The organism is Ihubacter sp. rT4E-8 (genome assembly GCF_049852125.1).
Taxonomy (GTDB): Bacteria; Bacillota; Clostridia; order Peptostreptococcales; family Anaerovoracaceae; genus Senimuribacter.
The window spans coordinates 220,046-239,493 of the sequence record NZ_CP187532.1 but is presented as its reverse complement, the minus strand read 5'-3'; the positions used below and the strand labels follow the sequence as shown (position 1 = coordinate 239,493).

12 protein-coding genes and 1 tRNA gene are annotated in these 19,448 nt (G+C 44.1%); 1 reads left to right on the top strand and 12 read right to left on the bottom strand.

The window, feature by feature from the left end; genetic code table 11:
- Window positions 1-13: 13 nt before the first annotated feature.
- The 3 genes from ACPW7J_RS01110 to ACPW7J_RS01100 form a co-directional block, all read right to left on the bottom strand.
- Complete coding sequence (locus ACPW7J_RS01110; protein ID WP_425755993.1) at window positions 14-4,075, bottom strand: fibronectin type III domain-containing protein; 4,062 nt, start codon at window positions 4,073-4,075, stop codon at window positions 14-16.
- A gap of 217 nt (window positions 4,076-4,292) precedes the next feature.
- The gene (locus tag ACPW7J_RS01105) at window positions 4,293-4,892 is read right to left on the bottom strand and encodes a Crp/Fnr family transcriptional regulator (RefSeq protein WP_425755992.1); all 600 of its coding nucleotides are present in this window, start codon (window positions 4,890-4,892) and stop codon (window positions 4,293-4,295) included.
- The gene (locus ACPW7J_RS01100) at window positions 4,885-5,475 is read right to left on the bottom strand and encodes a Crp/Fnr family transcriptional regulator (protein ID WP_161873914.1); all 591 of its coding nucleotides are present in this window, start codon (window positions 5,473-5,475) and stop codon (window positions 4,885-4,887) included. Before ACPW7J_RS01100 ends, ACPW7J_RS01105 begins: the two co-directional genes overlap by 8 nt.
- A 422-nt stretch (window positions 5,476-5,897) precedes the next feature.
- Here ACPW7J_RS01100 and ansA point away from each other — a divergent pair, with 422 nt between their 5' ends.
- Entirely contained in the window at window positions 5,898-6,914 is a 1,017-nt protein-coding gene (gene ansA / locus ACPW7J_RS01095) for an asparaginase (RefSeq protein ID WP_425755989.1), read from the top strand.
- An 87-nt stretch (window positions 6,915-7,001) separates the two neighbouring features.
- Here ansA and ACPW7J_RS01090 read toward each other — a convergent pair whose 3' ends face one another.
- From ACPW7J_RS01090 to ACPW7J_RS01050, 9 genes are all read right to left on the bottom strand, one after another.
- Window positions 7,002-8,618 (bottom strand): peptide ABC transporter substrate-binding protein, encoded by a 1,617-nt coding sequence (locus ACPW7J_RS01090; RefSeq protein WP_161873916.1) that lies wholly within the window; start codon window positions 8,616-8,618, stop codon window positions 7,002-7,004.
- Window positions 8,619-8,706: 88 nt separating this feature from the next.
- A complete protein-coding gene (locus ACPW7J_RS01085) occupies window positions 8,707-9,702 on the bottom strand; it encodes an oligopeptide/dipeptide ABC transporter ATP-binding protein (protein ID WP_161873917.1) in 996 nt (331 codons plus the stop codon).
- Window positions 9,703-10,704, bottom strand: a complete 1,002-nt coding sequence (locus ACPW7J_RS01080; protein WP_425755987.1) for an ABC transporter ATP-binding protein — start codon at window positions 10,702-10,704, stop codon at window positions 9,703-9,705.
- 12 nt (window positions 10,705-10,716) lie between these two features.
- Window positions 10,717-11,760 carry an ABC transporter permease gene (locus tag ACPW7J_RS01075; RefSeq protein ID WP_425755985.1) on the bottom strand — a complete coding sequence of 348 codons (1,044 nt, stop codon included), beginning with the start codon at window positions 11,758-11,760 and terminating at the stop codon, window positions 10,717-10,719.
- Window positions 11,757-12,692: an ABC transporter permease gene (locus tag ACPW7J_RS01070; protein WP_161873920.1), complete on the bottom strand. Its 936-nt coding sequence runs from the start codon at window positions 12,690-12,692 to the stop codon at window positions 11,757-11,759. The genes ACPW7J_RS01075 and ACPW7J_RS01070 overlap by 4 nt, the downstream gene beginning before the upstream one ends.
- A 391-nt stretch (window positions 12,693-13,083) precedes the next feature.
- Window positions 13,084-13,159: transfer RNA gene (locus tag ACPW7J_RS01065), tRNA-Thr, on the bottom strand.
- A 42-nt stretch (window positions 13,160-13,201) separates the two neighbouring features.
- On the bottom strand, window positions 13,202-16,543 hold the full coding sequence (locus tag ACPW7J_RS01060) for a PD-(D/E)XK nuclease family protein (protein WP_425755983.1): 3,342 nt from the start codon (window positions 16,541-16,543) through the stop codon (window positions 13,202-13,204).
- Window positions 16,544-16,607: 64 nt separating this feature from the next.
- Window positions 16,608-17,249, bottom strand: coding sequence for an HAD family hydrolase (locus ACPW7J_RS01055; protein ID WP_425755981.1), 642 nt, complete (start codon window positions 17,247-17,249; stop codon window positions 16,608-16,610).
- Between the two features lie 22 nt (window positions 17,250-17,271).
- Window positions 17,272-19,446 carry a Tex family protein gene (locus ACPW7J_RS01050; protein WP_425755979.1) on the bottom strand — a complete coding sequence of 725 codons (2,175 nt, stop codon included), beginning with the start codon at window positions 19,444-19,446 and terminating at the stop codon, window positions 17,272-17,274.
- Between the last annotated feature and the right edge of the window lie 2 nt (window positions 19,447-19,448).

Below are 19,448 nucleotides of genomic sequence, written 5' to 3'. Positions count from 1 at the left end.
ACTTTTCAAAAAATCACTTCACCCTTACGGTTTTTGCTGTTGACCATTTGCCATAATACGTAGTTCCATTAACTACTTTATATGCTCGTACCTTTACAAAATATTTTTTGCCACGAGAGAGTTTACTAATTCTGCAAGATGTCTTTGCGCCGTTTTCAACTTTTACCGTCTTTGGTGAGCTAAATTTGTTTGACTTGCTGTAGCGAATCTTGTAGCCCCCAGCTGGTGAAACTTTCTTCCATTTCACTTGTATATTCTTTTTTGTCAGTGACTTTGCCGAAGAAATGGACACTTTTTTTGGCACAATTTTAAAGGTTATGGTTTTTGAGCCACTGTAGTCACCTTTCCCCTTAACAGTGATCTTTGCAGTTCCTATTTTTTTATTGTTGGAATAGGATACCGTATAATCACGATTTTTCTTCAGGATTTTGCCGCTAATCACTACCCTCGGTAACGGTTTAATCGCTTTTCCCGTATACGCATATGTAAAATTTTTCAATGAAGGTTTATAGAAGCTGATATCGTCCTCCGGTATACCCACTGCAAAAAGTTCTGCATTGCTATAATTTTCTCTCGCTGCATATTGAAACGATGCTTTCCCACTTTTATTGCTCATCCCTTGTCCTATGTAAAGGAGATTATTTGCAGAAAGGGGATCTTCGCAATTCCGATCTTTCACGACATAGAAATTATGTAGTGTCTTTGGCTGCAGTCCATTAAAACTCTTTGTCTGTGTGGATGTCGATACATTCTCTGCAGTGTGAAGCATTGATGCTGCAGCAAAATCCAAGTTGGAGGAAGTCATTGCTTTCTCTTTCTCCGAACCTGCCGTTGTATCTTCCATGCTGGTCAATTCTGTAGAAGGTGCAGGGATTGTGATTTTTTTAGGGACTAGAGAATGTTCAGTTGTACCATCACCAAGTTGCCCATAATAATTATTCCCCCACATATATAGTTCCCCATCTCGTGTTATTGCTCCAACATGAAGTGCCCCTAAACTCACTGACTGTATATTTTCCATAATTTTTATTGGGATATTGGGATTTTGATTTGTACCATCACCAAAATCATTCCCCCACATATACAGCGTTCCATCCTCCGTTATGGCTGCACTACTCTTATCACTTATACTCACATCTTTAATGTTTTCCATAACTTTTATTGGGACATTGGAGTCTTGATTTGTACCATCACCAAGTTGCCCATGATAATTATCCCCCCACATATACAGCGTTCCATTCTCCGTTATAACTGCACTACTCTTATCACTTATACTCACGTCTTTAATGTTTTCCATAATTTTTATTGGGACATTGGAGTCTTGATTTGTACCATCACCAAGTTGCCCATGATAATTATTCCCCCACATATACAGCGTTCCATTCTCTGTTATGCCAGCACTAGTCCTACTACTTATACTTATTTTTTTAATATTGTGCATAATATCCTTGGGTGATGCATTATAATATTTACCTCCATGTCCTAATGCACCATAATGATCACTTCCCCATGTTAAAAGTGTACCATCTCTTTGTATTGCCGCACTATGAACCATACCTAAATCAACTTGTATAATGTTGTCCATAATTTGGGTTGGTGCAAGTACAGAATATGTCCAACTAGTTTCACCTATTTTGTTATCATGATTATCTCCCCACATGTATAAACGATCATCCGCTGTTATAAGTGCCCTATAACGCCATCCTAAACTAACAGAAATCACGTTATCTTTAATCTTTTTCGGTATACTGCAATATAGCTGGTCACGATTCTTGCGCTCATTTCTCCAATCCTCTCCCCACATATACAACGATCCATCCTCCGTTATGGCTGCACTACTAAAATCATTTAGCTCTATTTTCTTAATTCTTTTCCTTTGTGCCTCGGACTCATTTTCATTTTGGTTTCCCTTTTTCACACTGATAGACACCTCTCTCGTGTCCTCCTCCACATTCACACTCTGCTCAATCCGCGCATACCCATCCTTTTCCACAACAATGGTCTGCAAACCATTTGCAAGACGCACTACCGCCTTCCCTTGCGTGTCGGTTATTACGCCGTTCACTGATGCGTCTGCAACCGGTGCGCCTGCTTCATCTGTTACGGTTACCGTCACTTCATGTCCCAGCTTCGGCGCTTCATACAATGTAAAATCGATATCTTCCGATGCGTCATGTACGGTAACAGTTTTCTCTATAGACTGATAGTCAGCCTTTTTAAGAGCAAGATGATAAGTGTCATTACCCAGCCATAACACGACCTGTCCATTTTTGTCACTCAGGTATTCTTTTTGCCCACCCTTTACGGCAACACCTTCCACCGGCTTTCCATTGCTATCCTTTGTAGTTATCGTCACCTTATATAGAATATGCGGACAGTTTCCAAATCCGAATTCACCTCGTGTAATTGAGAAATAAAAATCGAACAGCTTTGCCTTTCCTTCAAAAACTGTCACCTTCACATCATGCTTATCAAAGAACTTAACGCCAAAGGAAACCTTACTCTTAAAGGATGTTTCTCCGTCCAGGCACAATTTACAATCATGCTTTACCTTCTCTTTTGGAAGGGATAAAATATCAGTTGACACGTTTATTTCCAGACCGGCGCTGGCATCAAAATATATACTTAAAATTTTCTCATTAACCACACTTACTGCAGGTTTAAGCCCCAGCCCAATATAAAATGTCCCCGACGCTTTCACTTTTGGATCAACTGAAGGAGCGCTTTTGATTTCCTGATATCCCTTATCACTGCTGTAAACAGCGCCGGAAGTAGTCTTAACAGTAACCGCAATTTCCATTCCTCCGCTGAATTTAACGTCTACTCTCGGCGTTACTGTAATAGTTACACATGGAATAGGGCTATAGCTCAGTTTCCCAAGGCTTTTACCCAGATTGATTTCTCCATCAACGCTTGCTGCCACTTTCATGGAAGCTTCAAACTTTATTTCGACATAATTATAAGATTTTTGATGGTAAACCTTTACCCCGGAATCCAGCCTTAACACAACCCCACCTTTTACTGCTGCGCCTGCCTTATCGCCTTCCCACTTCTTTTTATCAAAGGAATATGCTAATGCGTTCGATACCTTCCCCTCAATATCTACCGCCTGCGCCTGCATCATATTGGCAGGATCCGCTCTGTCAAAATCAACCTCTCCCTGATAGGTAATATCTTCTTCCAGCTGTGAATTATCAACTTCTGCTTCGTCGATACTGCTGTTTGTATCAATTTTAACATAGTCAAATACTTCCTCCATTCCCGTGTCATCCCCAGTTATAGTCACAGTTGTCCCTGAAATTTTAATTGATTTGACCTTTACAATTAATATCTTACCTTTCTCATATTCATAAACAAAAATATCGCCTTTTTTCAAAGATGATATCTGTTTATCTGCATGCTTAATAACATACTGCTTATTCGTATCATCTTCCTTCGCAATAAGATTTTTACCCTGATTCCGATTAATCGTTTTAACATCATCCGCGTAAACAGCAAAATTATTCTTTTTATTCTCGTCAAAATTAACTACCTGCTCGCTGTCAAAATCATTTACTGTCTTTTCCAGGAACTGGGTCATTTCTTTTGTATAGTTAGGACAGTCATACGCTGTGCAAAGCGGATTTAAATTCTTACTATCAATCAAAAATGCTTTTACATAAAAATATTGCGGCATACTTGAAGTCTCAATCGTCACCGCTGCTTCTTTCTCATCCGGCTTTACTTCTTTTTTTCCGGATGCCAGCATACGCTGCCCTGCCTCATCGTAAATTGCAACCAGCAGTGTACAATTCTTCACCGTATCAAAAGAAACTTTCGCTTGCTTTCCATTCATCTCAACAGCATACACATTGTACCCATTGTTAGCCTCCTGCTCTGACCGTTTCTCCGTAATAGCCTGCGATATCAAATCTCCCGCGCTATTCATTCCCCTTACAGAGTAATCCTCTGTTGTCTCTTGAACATCTTGCTCCATTTCTTCCGCAGCAGTATCCGTCGCCATGACCGGCAGCGGTGTAAAAATCATCGTAAAGGATAAAACGGCAGTAAGGAAAAATACCATACCTTTTTTCATCTAATTAACTCCTCCTGTTAAAACTCATCTCTTTAGCCATACGAAAACGGCAACTGCAACAATTGCAAATAACAGCACGCCATATAGCGCTTTGAAAAAACTTCCACACCTAACTATCCTTTTCGATTATAGTCCTTCCATTCTCTCCCCGCATTATCATAGGATAAGCTTCCTTAAATACAGTTCTCATCGCAGCCAAGCTTCTGGCCAAACTTACTCAAACTTTTTCCGATACACTGCCCCCCCCCCCCCCCCGCATTTTTCTCCGTATGCGGCTCAACGTCACCGGTGTCATATCCAAAAAAGATGCAATATCCTTCAGCCAAATTTGTTGAATTAAACCGGGATATGATTTTAGAAACCATTGATACCGCTGCTCACAATCATACTTATTCATAACTTGTTTAAGCTGCGTATGTTCTCGCAAGCCATACGTCAGATACTCATTATATCTGCAGGCAACCTCATGATACTGATGCAATAGTCCCTGAAATCGTTCCATAGGTATCCGAATGCACTGAAGTTCACTTGCCGCAACCACATTTACCGGAGCGGGACTTTTTAGATCATAGCTGGATACCATCAATGCACCCGAACGATACACAAAGAAGTCCGTTACATCCTCTCCCTTCCCATTTATGTAAAAGGCTCTGAAAACACCGCTGATTAAAAAGTAAGCATACTGTGGAGGCGTTCCCAGTTCGGCAACCTGCTGGCCGCGTTTTATCTCTATCATTTCAGCTGCTTCACTGAGTTCCTCCAGCAGCGATCCCTCAACGAAGCCCAAGGCCTCTGACAGAAACCCTTTGCTAAGCATTTACAACCTCCTTTGCTCGTAGCTTTCCCCGCAGCTTGCTCAGCGTCACAGGCGTCATGCCAATAAACGACGCAATGTCCTTGTGGCTGATTACATCAATCAACCCAGGATATTCACGAAGAAACCACCGATATCGTCCCACTGCGTCACAATCATGTATCACCCTTTTGTGCCGCTGATGCCGCTTTATTCCCTGTATAAGAAACCGATTATAGCATTCCAGAAGTTCAGCGTGCCAACTTTTCCGTCTAACAAGAGCTGTAAGTCCTGCAAGATCAATTCGTAAGCAGCTGCCTTCCGCGATGCATTCAATTGTAATTTCTGACGGTTCGTTAAATAGACTGCATGGTATTACTGGTTCACCTATCGAAAGACCAAAGCAATCGGTAATCTCCTTTCCCTCTGCGTCCAGATAATATCCCCTGTAAATTCCCTTCAAAACTAACATAACCGCATTCAGTCGTTCCTCCTGCCGGATGATAACAGTTCCCTTTTCCATCTTTACTGTATCTGATATTTCACATAGGCTCCGGATTAACTCAGGATCAGAAAGGTTTAGCACATTCCCAAAGAATTCTTCCATATTTCCTATTTCCTCTCAAATTATTTACCTATGTTAATTTTATTATCCTTTATTATTATGTGCATTAACCTATGTTAATTGCGGCGATTTTCTGTGTATGGAGTGATCGATGGGAGTGGAGGACAGATAAAAAGTAATATCTTCGATATGCTGTGAAAACTCGCTAAATAAATCTCTTTATCCCAGTAAGCTTTCATGTTATAATGGACGCGGTATTGCCACGATGATGCATCCCGCTCATGGGTTCATTAAGGCACAACCATCATGCGTTTAATAAACCAAATTTTAAGGGAATTGTTTAAGGATTTCACTTAAAACAATAAATTCCCTTAACTCCTATAAAAACAGCGCGCTTGAGGGAATCAGAGATTCCTATATTATAAGCACACAACTTTAAGAAATAAAACCCTACAGAGGAGGTAATGATGAAAAAGAGAATTTGCATTTTATATACTGGAGGCACGATCGGTATGGTGCCGACTGAAAAAGGATACGCGCCGAAAAAGGGATATTTCTACGATCGTTTGCGGGCTATCGAAGACTTAAACGAGCCAAATATGCCAGACTGGGACATGATTGAGTTTGAACCATTGCTGGATTCCTCCAACATTGCGGTAGACCAGTGGAATCAAATCGGCCGCGCTATTCGCGACAACTACGATACATATGACGGATTCGTCGTTCTTCACGGTACAGATACCATGGCATATACCGCCTCCGCACTTTCCTTTATGCTGGAAGGCCTGTCAAAACCCGTTATCTTAACCGGTTCCCAGATTCCCCTTTGCCAGCTTCGCTCCGATGCCCGCGATAATCTGATCACGTCCGTACTCATCGCAGGTCAGGGAATCGTTCACGAAGTCTGCCTCTATTTCGGTGGCAAGCTTCTTCGCGGCAATTGCGCTGTTAAGACCTCAGCAGACGGCCTCATCGCCTTCGATTCACCAAATTTCCATCCGCTGGCTGAAGCAGGCATCGATATTCATTATAATACCGATGCAATTGTCCCTCCATCAAAGGGTGTCAGTCTAAACCTTGTGGAATTTCGTCAAACCTCTATCGGCGTGCTGAAGGTGTTCCCCGGAATTCAATTCAGCCTCTTTGAATCCATCATGACAGAAAGTCTGAAGGGTATTGTCCTGGAAACATTCGGCGCAGGCAATATCCCGAGCTATGACGACGCGTTGCTGCCGATCATAAAGAAAGCCTTCGAGCATGGGACCATCGTTACAGTCTGCTCCCAATGCCCAAGCGGTACTGTCAAACTGGGCGCGTACCAAACCAGCGCGGCTCTGACAGGCGCAGGCGCGGTCAGCGGGTACAATATGACCACAGAGGCTGCCGTTGCTAAGCTCTACTATCTGTTCAGTTTGGATCTGGATCGAGATTTAATTAAAACAAAAATGGAAGAAAATCTTCGCGGAGAATTGATAAAATAATCAATTAAAAAGCACAGGGCCTTTGACGATAACCCGTCAAAGGCCCTGTGCCATTCTATGGAAAATAAGATGATTTCTAACGTATTCTTACGCGCCGGTCGTATAACCGAAGAAGAAGTAACCCAAAGGAGCATAGTACATGCCCTGGATATTCTTATTGATCATGTAAGGCTGCGTATAGAAATAAATAGGCGCTACAACATGTTCCTCACCTACAAGAATATCTTCTGCCTGATGCATCAGACTCATTCTCTTCTCAGGATCAGATGTTGCTTTTGCTTCCTTGATAATCTTATCATATGCCGGATTCTTGTACTGTGCGTCGTTATTGCCGCCGTCTGTAATCCACATATCGATAAAGCTCATCGGATCGTTATAGTCAGCAATCCAACCATTTCTTGCGATAGAGTAGTTTCCGTCCTTTCTCTCCTGTAAGAAAACGTTCCACTCCTGGTTCTGCAGCGTTACCTTAACCCCCAGCTCCTTCTGCCAAACATCCTGCAAAGCCTCTGCAATTGCCTTGTGTTTGTCATCAGTATTGTAAAGATATTCTACAATCGGGAAGTCCTTTCCTTCAGGATAGCCCGCTTCAGCAAGTAATGCTCTTGCTTCTTCACAGTTCTTTTCATAATCCTCTGCCTTGATGCTGTAATAATCGCCGCCAACAGTTCTGAAATCGTCGCTGCCTGCGCCGGCTGCATCATAGATACCAGCAGGCACATAACCGGCTGCCGGGATTTCTCCGCTTCCGGTAATTTTTTCTACCATATGGTTTCTGTCAATTACCAGAGAGAACGCTTTTCTGACTCTTGGGTCGTCAAACGGCTTCTTCTCAGTCTGGAAGCATACATAGTATGTACCGATATAATCTCCCAGAATCATATCGCCGGAATCTATCAAACCCTTTACCTCATCCTGCGGAACATTTTCGATAAAGTCAAGTTCGCCGCTCTGGAATCCCGCATAGATTGCATTGGCGTCGTCCATCAAATGGAACTTAATCTTCTCAGCTTTGAGATCTGCTGCGCCATAATAATTCTCGTTCTTTTCAAACAGAATATAAGAGTTATGTTCCCATGCAGTCATCTTGTAAGGTCCATTGCTTACATACGTTTCCGGATTAAAGGTCCACTGATCCTTCTCCGCTTCGATGATATCCTTTCTTACAGGGAAAGTTGCCGGGAATGCACAGATTTCTTCGAAATACGGACACTTTGTTGAAAGCTTTACGATAAACGTATGATCATCTGGCGCTTTGATGTTCAGCTTGCCCTTGTCATAGCCTTCCACCATGTCCAGCATGTACTCATAGTCTGCTGCTGTATCCTTGGCAATCAGTCTATTCCAAGAATAGAGGAAATCCTGTGCCGTTACTGGCTGTCCATCAGACCACTTAGCGTCTTCTCTCAGGTGGAAAGTCCAAGTCAATTCATCTTTGGATTTTTCTACCTTCTCCGCTACGCCCTCAGCGACTATAGCATTTCCTTCACCGTCGTCTACCCATTTCATCAGACCTTCAAACGCATGCTGCAGCATAATCGCTCCATCTACAGCTGAGTTCAACGCCGGATCGATAGACTGTGGCTCAGAAGCAACACAAACGTCTACTACGCCATCACTCTTCGCGTTTCCGTCATCGCCGCCGCATGCTGTTACAGCAAATACCATGCAGAATGAAAGCAGCAGGGCCAATACCTTTTTCATAATAAAGTCCTCCTTTTTGAGATTTAACTATATGAACTCCTCCAAACGGGAGCATCATAACAAAATAAATGTGTCAAGCCACTTCTGTCTACAGAATATGACATGCCGCAAAATGCTCCGGCTCTATTTCCCGCCACGCAGGTACCTCTTTCCTGCAGATATCCTGCGCATAGGGACACCTGGTGTGAAACCTGCATCCACTTGGCGGATTCATCGGACTTGGAATATCGCCTTCCAGTACGATACGCTTCTTTGCCCGACTCACCTCCGGATCCGGAATCGGCACTGCTGAGAGCAGTGTTTTGGTATATGGATGCAGCGGATTCGCATAAAGCTCTCTGCTTTCACCCAGCTCTACCATATTGCCCAGATACATCACGCCGATCCTATCAGAAATATGCCGCACGACAGATAAGTCATGGGCAATAAAGAGATACGTCAGTCCCAGTTCATTCTGCATATCTTCCAGCATATTTACAATCTGTGATTGAATCGATACATCCAGGGCGGAAATCGGTTCATCACATACAATGAATTCCGGCTCCACTGCTAAAGCTCTGGCGATACCGATTCGCTGCTGCTGTCCGCCAGAAAACTCATGTGGATATCTGTTAGAGTGCTCACTGTTCAGTCCAACCTTTTCAAGCAGCTCATTAATACGGTCAACTCTTTCTTTCTTGTCCTTACAGATATTGTGAATATCCAGCGCCTCTCCAACAATTTCACCTACTGTCATACGCGGATCCAAGGAAGCTGAAGGATCTTGAAAGATGATCTGCATTTTACGTCTGTACGGCAGCATATCAGGCTGCTTCTTCCCAAGCCTTTCATCAAAGATTGTCTCCCCGTTATAGATCACCTTTCCGGCTGTCGGTTCATGAAGTCTGATAATCGCTCGTCCCAGCGTAGTCTTTCCACATCCAGATTCGCCCACTAAACCAAAGGTCTCACCCTTTCTAACGAAAAAGCTGATGTCCTCCACTGCCTGTACATACTTTGTCTTAGCAAAGCCCTCTTTTATTGAAAAATACTTTTTAATATGATCTACCTGCAGGAGGATTTCATGATTCTTCTTATCCGTCATTTATTCTTCCTCCTTCTCTTTTTCTTTCATTGCCAGAAGCCAACAGCTGGCCTTATGTCCATCGCCCACTTCTATTGTCGGCGGAGCAGCTCGCAAACAAATTTTCATACAATGCTCGCATCGGGAAGAAAAACCACATCCCTCCGGCGGATTCAGCATATCCACCGGCGTTCCCTCTATAGGAATCAACCGTTCATATTCCATAGCGTCGACTCTCGGCATAGAACGCAGCAATCCATGGGTATACGGATGAGCCGGATGATAAAAAATATCATTTACCTTTCCCTGTTCAACAATCTTCCCGGCATACATAACAGATACCCTGTCACAAATCTCCGCGACTACACCCAAATTATGCGTAATGAAAACAATTGCCATATCTGTTTTCTGTTGTATGTCTTTCATCAACTCAATAATCTGCGCCTGAATCGTAACATCAAGGGCCGTCGTCGGTTCATCTGCAATCAAAAGCTTCGGATGGCAAATCAGACCCATTGCTATCATAACTCTCTGCCTCATTCCCCCTGACAGCTCATGGGGATATTGCTTCATACGTTTATCGGGATTATTAATGCCTACAAAAGTAAGCATCTCAATTGCTCTTTCCTCAGCCTCAGCCTTGCTGATATCCTGATGGCATTTCAACGCCTCCACCAGTTGATTTCCGATAGTATAAACCGGATTCAAACAGGTCATAGGATTCTGGAAAATCATACTGACCTTATTTCCACGGAAAGATTCCATCTTTTTCTTATCGTATTCTAAGAGATTCTCACCGTCAAAAAGAATCTCCCCTCCTATAACCTTGCCGGGGCTTACCAAAAGTCCGATAATGGTATATGCCTCAACACTTTTCCCGGATCCGGACTCGCCGACGATACCCATAACCTCTCCGTAGTCAAGATCATAACTGACACCGTCTACTGCTTTTACTTCACCTGCCGGCGTGAAAAATGAAACCTTTAAGTCCTTTACTTCCAACAATTTTTTCTTCTGTTCCATCTTCCTCACCTCTTATTTCTTTAAACGCGGATCCAGTGCGTCGCGCAGTCCGTCTCCCACCAGATTTAAACTCAAAATCAACAAGCTGAGGATAATGGAAGGAATAATCAATCTATATGGATATGTATTGATGCCTCCCAATGCATCGGCAGCCATAGCGCCAAGGGAGGTCATAGGCGGCGCTACACCGATTCCCAGGAAGGACAAAAAGGATTCCAGAAAAATCGCAGATGGGATCTGCAGACAAGTCGTTACAATAATCTGTCCAATACAATTTGGCAGCAGATGCCTCTTAATGATCTTCGGTCCCTTCGCGCCAAGAGCCTTTGCCGCGGTAACATACTCCTGCTCCTTCAACATGAGAACCTGACCTCGAATAATTCTGGCCATCGTAACCCAATACAGCAAACCAAAGGCCACAAAAATGGCAATTAAACTAGGTCCAATTTCTGCAATCGACGATGCAAAAGAACTTTTGCTGCTATTGCACCATGCTGTCAGAGGCTCTTTGATCGTAATAGAAAGAAGCAAAACAACCAGCACATCAGGTACGGAGTAAATCAACTCTACTATACGCATCATGATATCATCGACTCTGCCTCCGATATATCCGGAAATAGCGCCGTAAATTGTACCAATTACAAGTACAATCGCACTGGCGCAAACGCCAATCGTCAGGGATATCCTGGCTCCATACATCGCGCGCAGCATCAAGTCTCTCCCCTGTAAATCAGTTCCGAAAGGATGCGCCCAGGACGGGTCAAGATTTTCCTCACCGCGTACCTGGGTCGCGTAGTTCGCGTCAAAAAATATCGGTCCTATAAATGCAAAAAGGAGAATCAAAATCAAAATGCCGAGCGCTACCATCGCCACCGTATTCTTGCGGAACCTTCTCATTGCATCTTTCCAATAAGAAACGCTGGCTGCTTTTTCTATAAAATTCTCTTTTTCCTCCGCGGAGGCCAAGGCAAAATCATCGGCTCTAAACTCTATATTTCTGTCACGCAGTTTATCAAGATCAACCTGCATGGTCATTAAATTCGGTTTCTCCATCATGCGCCCTCCCCTTTCGTTACGTCTATTCTAGGGTCAACAACCTTATACAGGATATCAACAATTAAATTCATCAAAATAACAAGCGCCGCGAGAAAAATTGTCGTCGCCATGATAATAAAATAATCACGATTTAAAATGCTCTGCACAAAATATCTTCCAAGTCCCGGAATGCTAAAGACAGTTTCTACAACAAAACCGCCTGTCAAAATGCCCGCCGTTAACGGGCCTAAATATGTAACAACCGGAATCAAAGCGTTTCTAAGCGCGTGCTTGAATACGATCATCTTGGTTTTTACACCCTTTGATCGGGCTGTCCTGACATAATCCTGATTGATTGCGTCCAGCATACTGGATCGCGCCAGCCTGCCGACATAACACATCGGATAAAATGCTAATGCAGAGCAAGGCATGATATAGTTCATCGGACCACTTAATCCAATTGTCGGCAGCCACCCCAGCTGCACGCCGAAAATGATGAGCAATAGAGTTGCAATAACAAATCCCGGTACGGAAATCCCCAGCGTCATTACAACACGAAGAAAACTGTCCATTTTCCCCCCTCTGTAATACGCTGCAATACATCCCAACGGTACGCCGAACAGTACCGCCAGAAGCAGTGCGATGGCTCCTATTTTCGCAGATGTAGGAAATAACTCCATAATAATATCCAATACAGGCCTGTTTTTCTGCATCTTCAGAGATACGCCGAAATCTCCCTGTACTGCGTTAACCAAATAATTCTTCAGCTGCACAGGTAGCGGCTGGTCCAGCCCGTATTTTGCCTCTAAAGCAGCGAGAACCTCAGGTGATTGTGTCTTTTCACTGGCAAAAGGACTTCCAGGCACCGCATGCATCAAGAAAAATGTGATGCTGGCGATGAGGAGAATGACAACTATGGCCATAATTGTTCTTTTGCAAATATACTTTGCCATGTCTAGTAACTCCGCCTCTCTTTCGTTATTGATTAAATTTCTTCTATTATACACTACATTATTTAGAAAAACAAGTGTTACTATTTTAATGTATATTTATAACTGTTTATTTATTTATTTTTGTTTTTGCTATAGAATATTTTTTTGATATATATAGGAAATAAATTTTGTCTTCTTTTTTTATTTATATTTTTTGAATACTTATGCGTATATTTTTACATTTTTTTCAATCTATAATTTTGCTTATTGTCCAAATAATAAAAATACATTTCTAGTTTAAAAAAATACATTTTAGATAAATTCCCACATATATTATTTCTATCTCAATACCCAAATCATAAATTTATACATAAAAAATGCAGGTCATAATAACCTGCATTTTTCAATATTTTGGAGCTCCCTGCCGGACTCGAACCGGCGACCTGCGCGTTACGAATGCGCTGCTCTACCAACTGAGCCAAGGAAGCGCGCTCGCGGAAATGGCATCGACTGCTAATCCGCGTTATAAACTATTTAATTATCTCATAATTGCAACCCGGAAAATCTAGATCGAATCTGCAAATCCCTTTGTATCTGCAATAGGTGCATGGTGACTCACGGTCTGTTTTCTTCGGCGTAATGGCAATTTTCCCCTCCGCAAGGTGACCGCACAATTTTCTAATCTGCTGGTCGATTTCTCCCTGCAGAATATCAAATTCTTCATCACTGAGCAGAAATCCTTCGGAAGTCGCTTTAATCCCTTCCTTACTATTACGCAAAGGAACGATATCAGAGTAACCGTCAAACTCTCCGGCAATGCTGTCGATAACGTCGCCATCGTTTACCATTATACCATTTAATCGATAAGATTTCCTCATTTCTTTTGAAATCTTTTCAGAAATTTTTTCTTTCTCTGCTCCGGTTAAGTCCACCCGGTGATCATCAATCAGAAAATAAAAAACTCCTGCCGGCCTATGTGCATTTTCCTGCGCCGCTTTTAAGTATAACATAAGTTGAAGACGATATCCACCCCTAGCTTCGGAAATTTTAAAATTTTCTTTTCCAGTCTTATAATCAATAATCTTTATCCTGTCATCTTCTAAAATATCCAGCCGGTCAATTTTCCCCTCTACGTAAACCCTCTCTCCATTTTCCAAGACTACTTCGACAGCCGGAATCCTTTTCCCTCGTCCAAAGGATTCCTCATATCGACTTTCCCTGATGCGGCCGGCCCTGACCTGTTCAATCAACGCCCAACAAACATGGAAACAGGTATCCTCAATACGTCTGACCTTATACTGTTCCTCATTACCGAAATGGAATACGCCTTCCCGGTAGACAGCAGCTTCCGTTTTAGCAATTTCCTCAACATAAGTTCTGCACTGTGCTTCCGTTACCGTTTGCCAGCTATCCTCCTTGGTCAGCTTACGAGAAACTTCCATAAGGCAGCGATGGTAGATGTCTCCAATCTCGCGTCCAGCAGCTTCGAAGACACGGCGTTCTTCTGGCCGCAGCCCGTACGCTACAAAATGCGCAAACGGACAGCGTGAAAACCTTTCCAGCCGGGAAGGACTTAAGGACAAATCGCGTTCGCCCTTTTTTTTATACAACGATTCCGCCAGCCTCCGCGGCAGCTCCCTTTGTTCGTTGGTAAATTCCAACCCACTGGCCGTCATCTGTAAGGCCTCCCGGTCGTTTTGACGGTACCAGTCGATAACCGTCCTCCATGAGCCGTTAATCTTCTCCCCTCGACGGCCCTGCTGTAAGGCCCGCATCAAATGACGCAAAGCGCTGATTCTTCCACTTACCAGACCTCGAATATCTCCCCGGCTGACTACATCCGGCACAACCGGCAATTGCGGAAAAATCGCCAGTAAACTATCCACAATTTCTGACGGCCTGCTTTCTTTTCCCTCGCTATCGCTTGCAGCATAGCTGACCCACAGGTAATCAGACGGTTTGCAAAGATTTCGATAAATCGCCAGCTTTTCTTCTAATACACGAATATGATCCACCTTACAGATCTCTGCTCCCTCAGATGCCAGAAATTCCAGTTCATCCACAGAAAACAAACCTTCATCCGACGGCGCTGCCGGCAACAATCCCTCATTGGCGCCAATCACGACTACCGCCCGCACACTACCGCTTCTAGTTCTCTGCATCGTTCCCATAAGAATATCATCCGGCGTCGGCGGTAATACGCCAACCTCCAACTGCGAAAGACCAGTCACCAGTAATTCCGTAAACGCTTTTCCATCAAAGGACTGTTCTCCCATCAGCTCAGTCATTTGATCTAACAGTCCTATCAGCTTACCCCAGATCTGCAGAGTTTCCTCCGCTAGATCCAAAAAACCCTGTTCTCTCTGTCGAACGGCCAAATCTGCTACTGCTTCTCCCAAATGCGCGTCCTCTATGAGAAAATCATAATAGCTTTCAATAAACTCTCCAGTAGTATTACAAGCTCTGTATACCGCTTCAAGTCTTCCGAACAGCTTCATAGCACGTTGGCGTAACTCCTCCAACTCGGTAAGACCATCGTCTCCATACTCCATCTGTCCCTTGACAAATGGTTTTTTCCACATGGAACCTTTGATTCGGTATTTTATAACATAATTTTCCAATGATTCGATTTCATCGTTTGTAAGAGGCGAAAATCCAGCCTTTAATGTCCTGAAAACATCCTGCGTTCTATATCCGCCCGCTACAGTTTCCAGCAAAGCAACTGTAAAAAGAGCAATAGGCGAATGCATGATGGTCCGTGTCTGGTCGTCGAAGAAACGGATGCCGCATTCTTCGAAGACGCGTCTTATCACAGAGCCCCGTACCGCCTGGTCATTGCAAATGACTACCAAATCACGATATCGAAATCCCTTATCTCTCAGCAAATACAATATAAAGGCTGCCGCCGACTCGGCTTCACTATACCCATTCGCTGCTTGGCAAAGCCAGATTCCTCCAGCGCCATCTCTGCCCTGAGGACATTCCGAAAACGACCTGCGTCCTACAGCATACAGCTCTCTTTCCAATGTCTCAAATACCGCGCTCCTTTTCTCCGCGCGATATTGTTCGTCAGAGACCCTTTGCTCCTTCCATGGCACGTCAAAACTCCGCGCTTGCCGTATCAGCGCAGACTTTACCATACCGGTTAACTGGAAAATTTCTTCGTCACGGCAGTCCTGATCATAGGTAAGAAACACGTTCATTTCCGCTGCCGTTGTCATAAGACGTCCTAAAACGTCCATGGCTTTCGGCGCGAAGCTGTCGAAACCATAAACCCAGATACCGCAGCCTCTGAGCATAGGCGACGCCGAAATCCGTGCCGTATACAGATCGATCAAATCCTCAGAATCCGTATACTTTCCTTCGATGCGCCGTTGGTATTCCTCAAAAATTACCTGCAGATCAGCCAACTTTTTCGATAACAGGCTGTTTTCAGGCAGTGACTTGGATAGCGCAGACAACTGCTCCGGCGCGATATTATACTGCTTCATCTCTGAGATAAAGTTATTCGTCATTTCGATAAACGAATTTCTCCGTCGGCTGCCTGCAAAGATTTGCAGGTCGCTTTCCTTATCAGCCAGCACCTGTGCCAGCAAAACATGACGGCCATATTTATCAATAAAGGTATTCCTGCTACCTCCCTGCTGAGAAAGCAGCCGGCTTCCCAGTCGTGACATACTGATAATCTCCACATCCATCAGTCCCTGCGCGTCAAGCAGATGAAACGCACGCTTCTCTGCCTCCAACGTATACTGATCAGGAACAATAACAAAAAACTTTCTACGTTGTCCACTCATCATCGCCGTTTTGATCCGCTCATATATGAACTTTTCCTTATCTATGCTTTCTCTTGCGTAAAAGATATTCAGCACAGCCATTCCTCCTGGGTTTTACTTTCTCTGCCGCCACACTTCCGTTTCTGCCTGATTCTGTTTATTAAAGAAGCCTCAGTAAATCCTCCGCCTTTTCTATAAAATACTCCGGCGCGTCAGGACCGTTCAAATCTTCTTCTGTCACTGCCTCGGCCCAACCGACCAGCACTGCCTTAACGCCAGCATTATGCGCGCATTTGATATCAAACATGCTATCACCGACCATCAATGTATTCTCTGGTTTTGCCCGCAAACGTTCCAATGTAATCAACACCGGCTCCGGATCAGGCTTATGCTTATCCGTATCATCGCAAGTGACAATGGCGTCCATGTATTCGGTAATACCGAATTTATTCAGGCCAATCAGGGTAGTATTCCTCATTCTGGAAGTAGTAACGCCGATCTTCAGTCCTCTGGCTTTCAATTCTTTTATCAGTTCGACCATACCGGAAAACGGCTGAATCATTTCCTCATAGATATCCTTTTGATGCCCTCTGTAGATATCGATCGCCTGCTCCACCGGCGTATTGGGAAAAATCTTTTCCATACTGATACCCAAAGGCTCGCCGAAAGTAGCTTTGATCATAGGCAAATCAGCTTCTCGCCCTGTCAGTATCCGATAAACATGCTGCCAGGACTCTATCACTAAACCGTTGGTATCTGCCAAGGTTCCGTCAAAATCAAATAAAATGGTATTATACGCCATAACGTTTCTCGTTCCTTTTTCTCTATAATTTCATCGTAAGGCCAACCTTCTGCTTCTCCTGATCGATGCTGATAATCCTCACCTTTACCGTATCTCCTACAGAAACTACATCCATAGGATGTTTGACGAATTTATGGGAAAGCTGAGACACGTGAACCAGTCCGTCCTGTTTCACCCCAATATCAACAAAAGCGCCGAAGTCCACTACATTGCGCACTGTTCCCGTCAGCTCCATATCGATCTTTAGATCGTCAAAGCTTCGCACATCGTTTCTGAAAATCACCGGCGGCGCGTCCTCACGAGGATCTCTTGCCGGTTTCTTCATTTCCGATACGATATCGGCAAGAGTCAGTTCTCCAATATTCAGATCCTCCGCCATCCTTCTCACGCTTTCCGATGGCTTTTTCGCCGGATAAGCCTGGAATATCTTTTCATCGATGGCCTCCCCTACGCCTCCGGAGACAATGTCTTCCTTAGTAATGCCGATCTTTTTCATCATCTCCTCTGCAGCTTCATAGGATTCCGGATGCACGGAAGTGCTGTCCAGAGGCTCGCTACCGCCTGTGATACGCATAAATCCCGCACATTGTTTGAACGCCTTCTCACCCAATTTCGAAACCTTCATAAGCTCTTTACGGTTTTGAAAGCGGCCGTGCTCCTCTCTGTAAGACACAATATTTTTTGCAATACCCATGTTCACGCCTGCGATGTAGGAAAGCAGAGACGGAGAAGCTGTATTTAAATCTACGCCGACCCTGTTTACACAATCCTCAACTACTGTGGTCAGCGCGCCCGTTAGCTGTTTCTGATTAATATCGTGCTGATACTGTCCCACACCGATATGCTTCGGATCGATTTTTACCAATTCAGCCAGAGGATCCTGCAATCTGCGGCCTAATGACATAGCGCCTCTGGTTGTCACATCCAGATCAGGATATTCCTCAGAAGCAAGCTTTGACGCTGAATAAACAGATGCGCCTGCTTCATTTACGATGGTGTATTGAATAGGATAACCCTTTTTCTTCAAATAGTTTGCCACAACCTCCTCTGTCTCTCTGGAAGCCGTGCCGTTACCGATAACGATAATGTCGCAGCCGTATTTCTCAATAATCTTTGTCAATACACGTTCCGTACCTGCTACGTCCTTTTTCGGTTCTGTAGGATAAACAGTCGTAAATGCTTTGAGCCTTCCGGTCTCATCAAGAACCGCTACCTTACATCCCGTTCTGTAGCCCGGATCGACGGCAGTCACCTTCTTACCTCGTACTGGCGGCGCCATCAACAATTTTTCCGTATTTTTTGCAAAGACCTTCACTGCGTCGGTTTCCGCCCTTTCCGTGAGAATGTTCCTCATCTCACGCTCAATTGACGGGGCAATCAGACGTTTATATGCGTCAGCGACGGTTTCCTGCAGCAGCTCCGTAAAAATGGACTGTCCACGAATAATCTGCTTTTCAATATACCCGGTAATCGCCTCACTATCCACTGTCACCTTTACCTTCAGCTTCTTCTCTTTTTCACCCCGGTTGACGGCCAGCACACGATGATTCGGCATCTTGGCAATAGCCTCGCTGCTGCCATAATACATATCGTAGACCGTCTTTTCCTCCGGGTCTGCAGCCTCTGTTGCGATTTGTCCCCGTTCAAAGGTTCTCTCCCGAATGTTCTTTATCAGATCTGCGTCGTCAGCGATCATCTCCGCGATAATATCCATAGCGCCCTGTACGGCGTCCTGCGCTGTCTCCACTCCTTTTTTCTGGTCAACAAAACCGGCAGCAATATCTAACGGATTTCCGTCCTTCTTTTGCTGCGCATAAAATATCATAGCCAGCGGCTCCAGCCCCTTTTCCTTCGCCTTTGATGCTCTGGTAGCCTTCTTCTGCTTATACGGCTTATACAAATCCTCTACTCTCTGCAGTACTTCAGCTTTCTCTATTTCCGCCGCAAGTTCTTCTGTCAGCTTGCCCTGCTCATCGATAAGTCTGATGACCTCCTCCTTTCGCTCCTGCAAATTCCGCAGATACGAAAGTCGTTCCTCCATATCGCGAAGGACAACGTCAGTCAGTCCTCCCGTGACCTCTTTCCGATAACGGGCAATAAACGGAATGGTATTGCCTTCATCGATCAGGTTAACCGTGTTCTCTACCTGCGCAGTCTTAACCTTAAACTCGCTCGCTAATGTTTCTATGATATTCATTT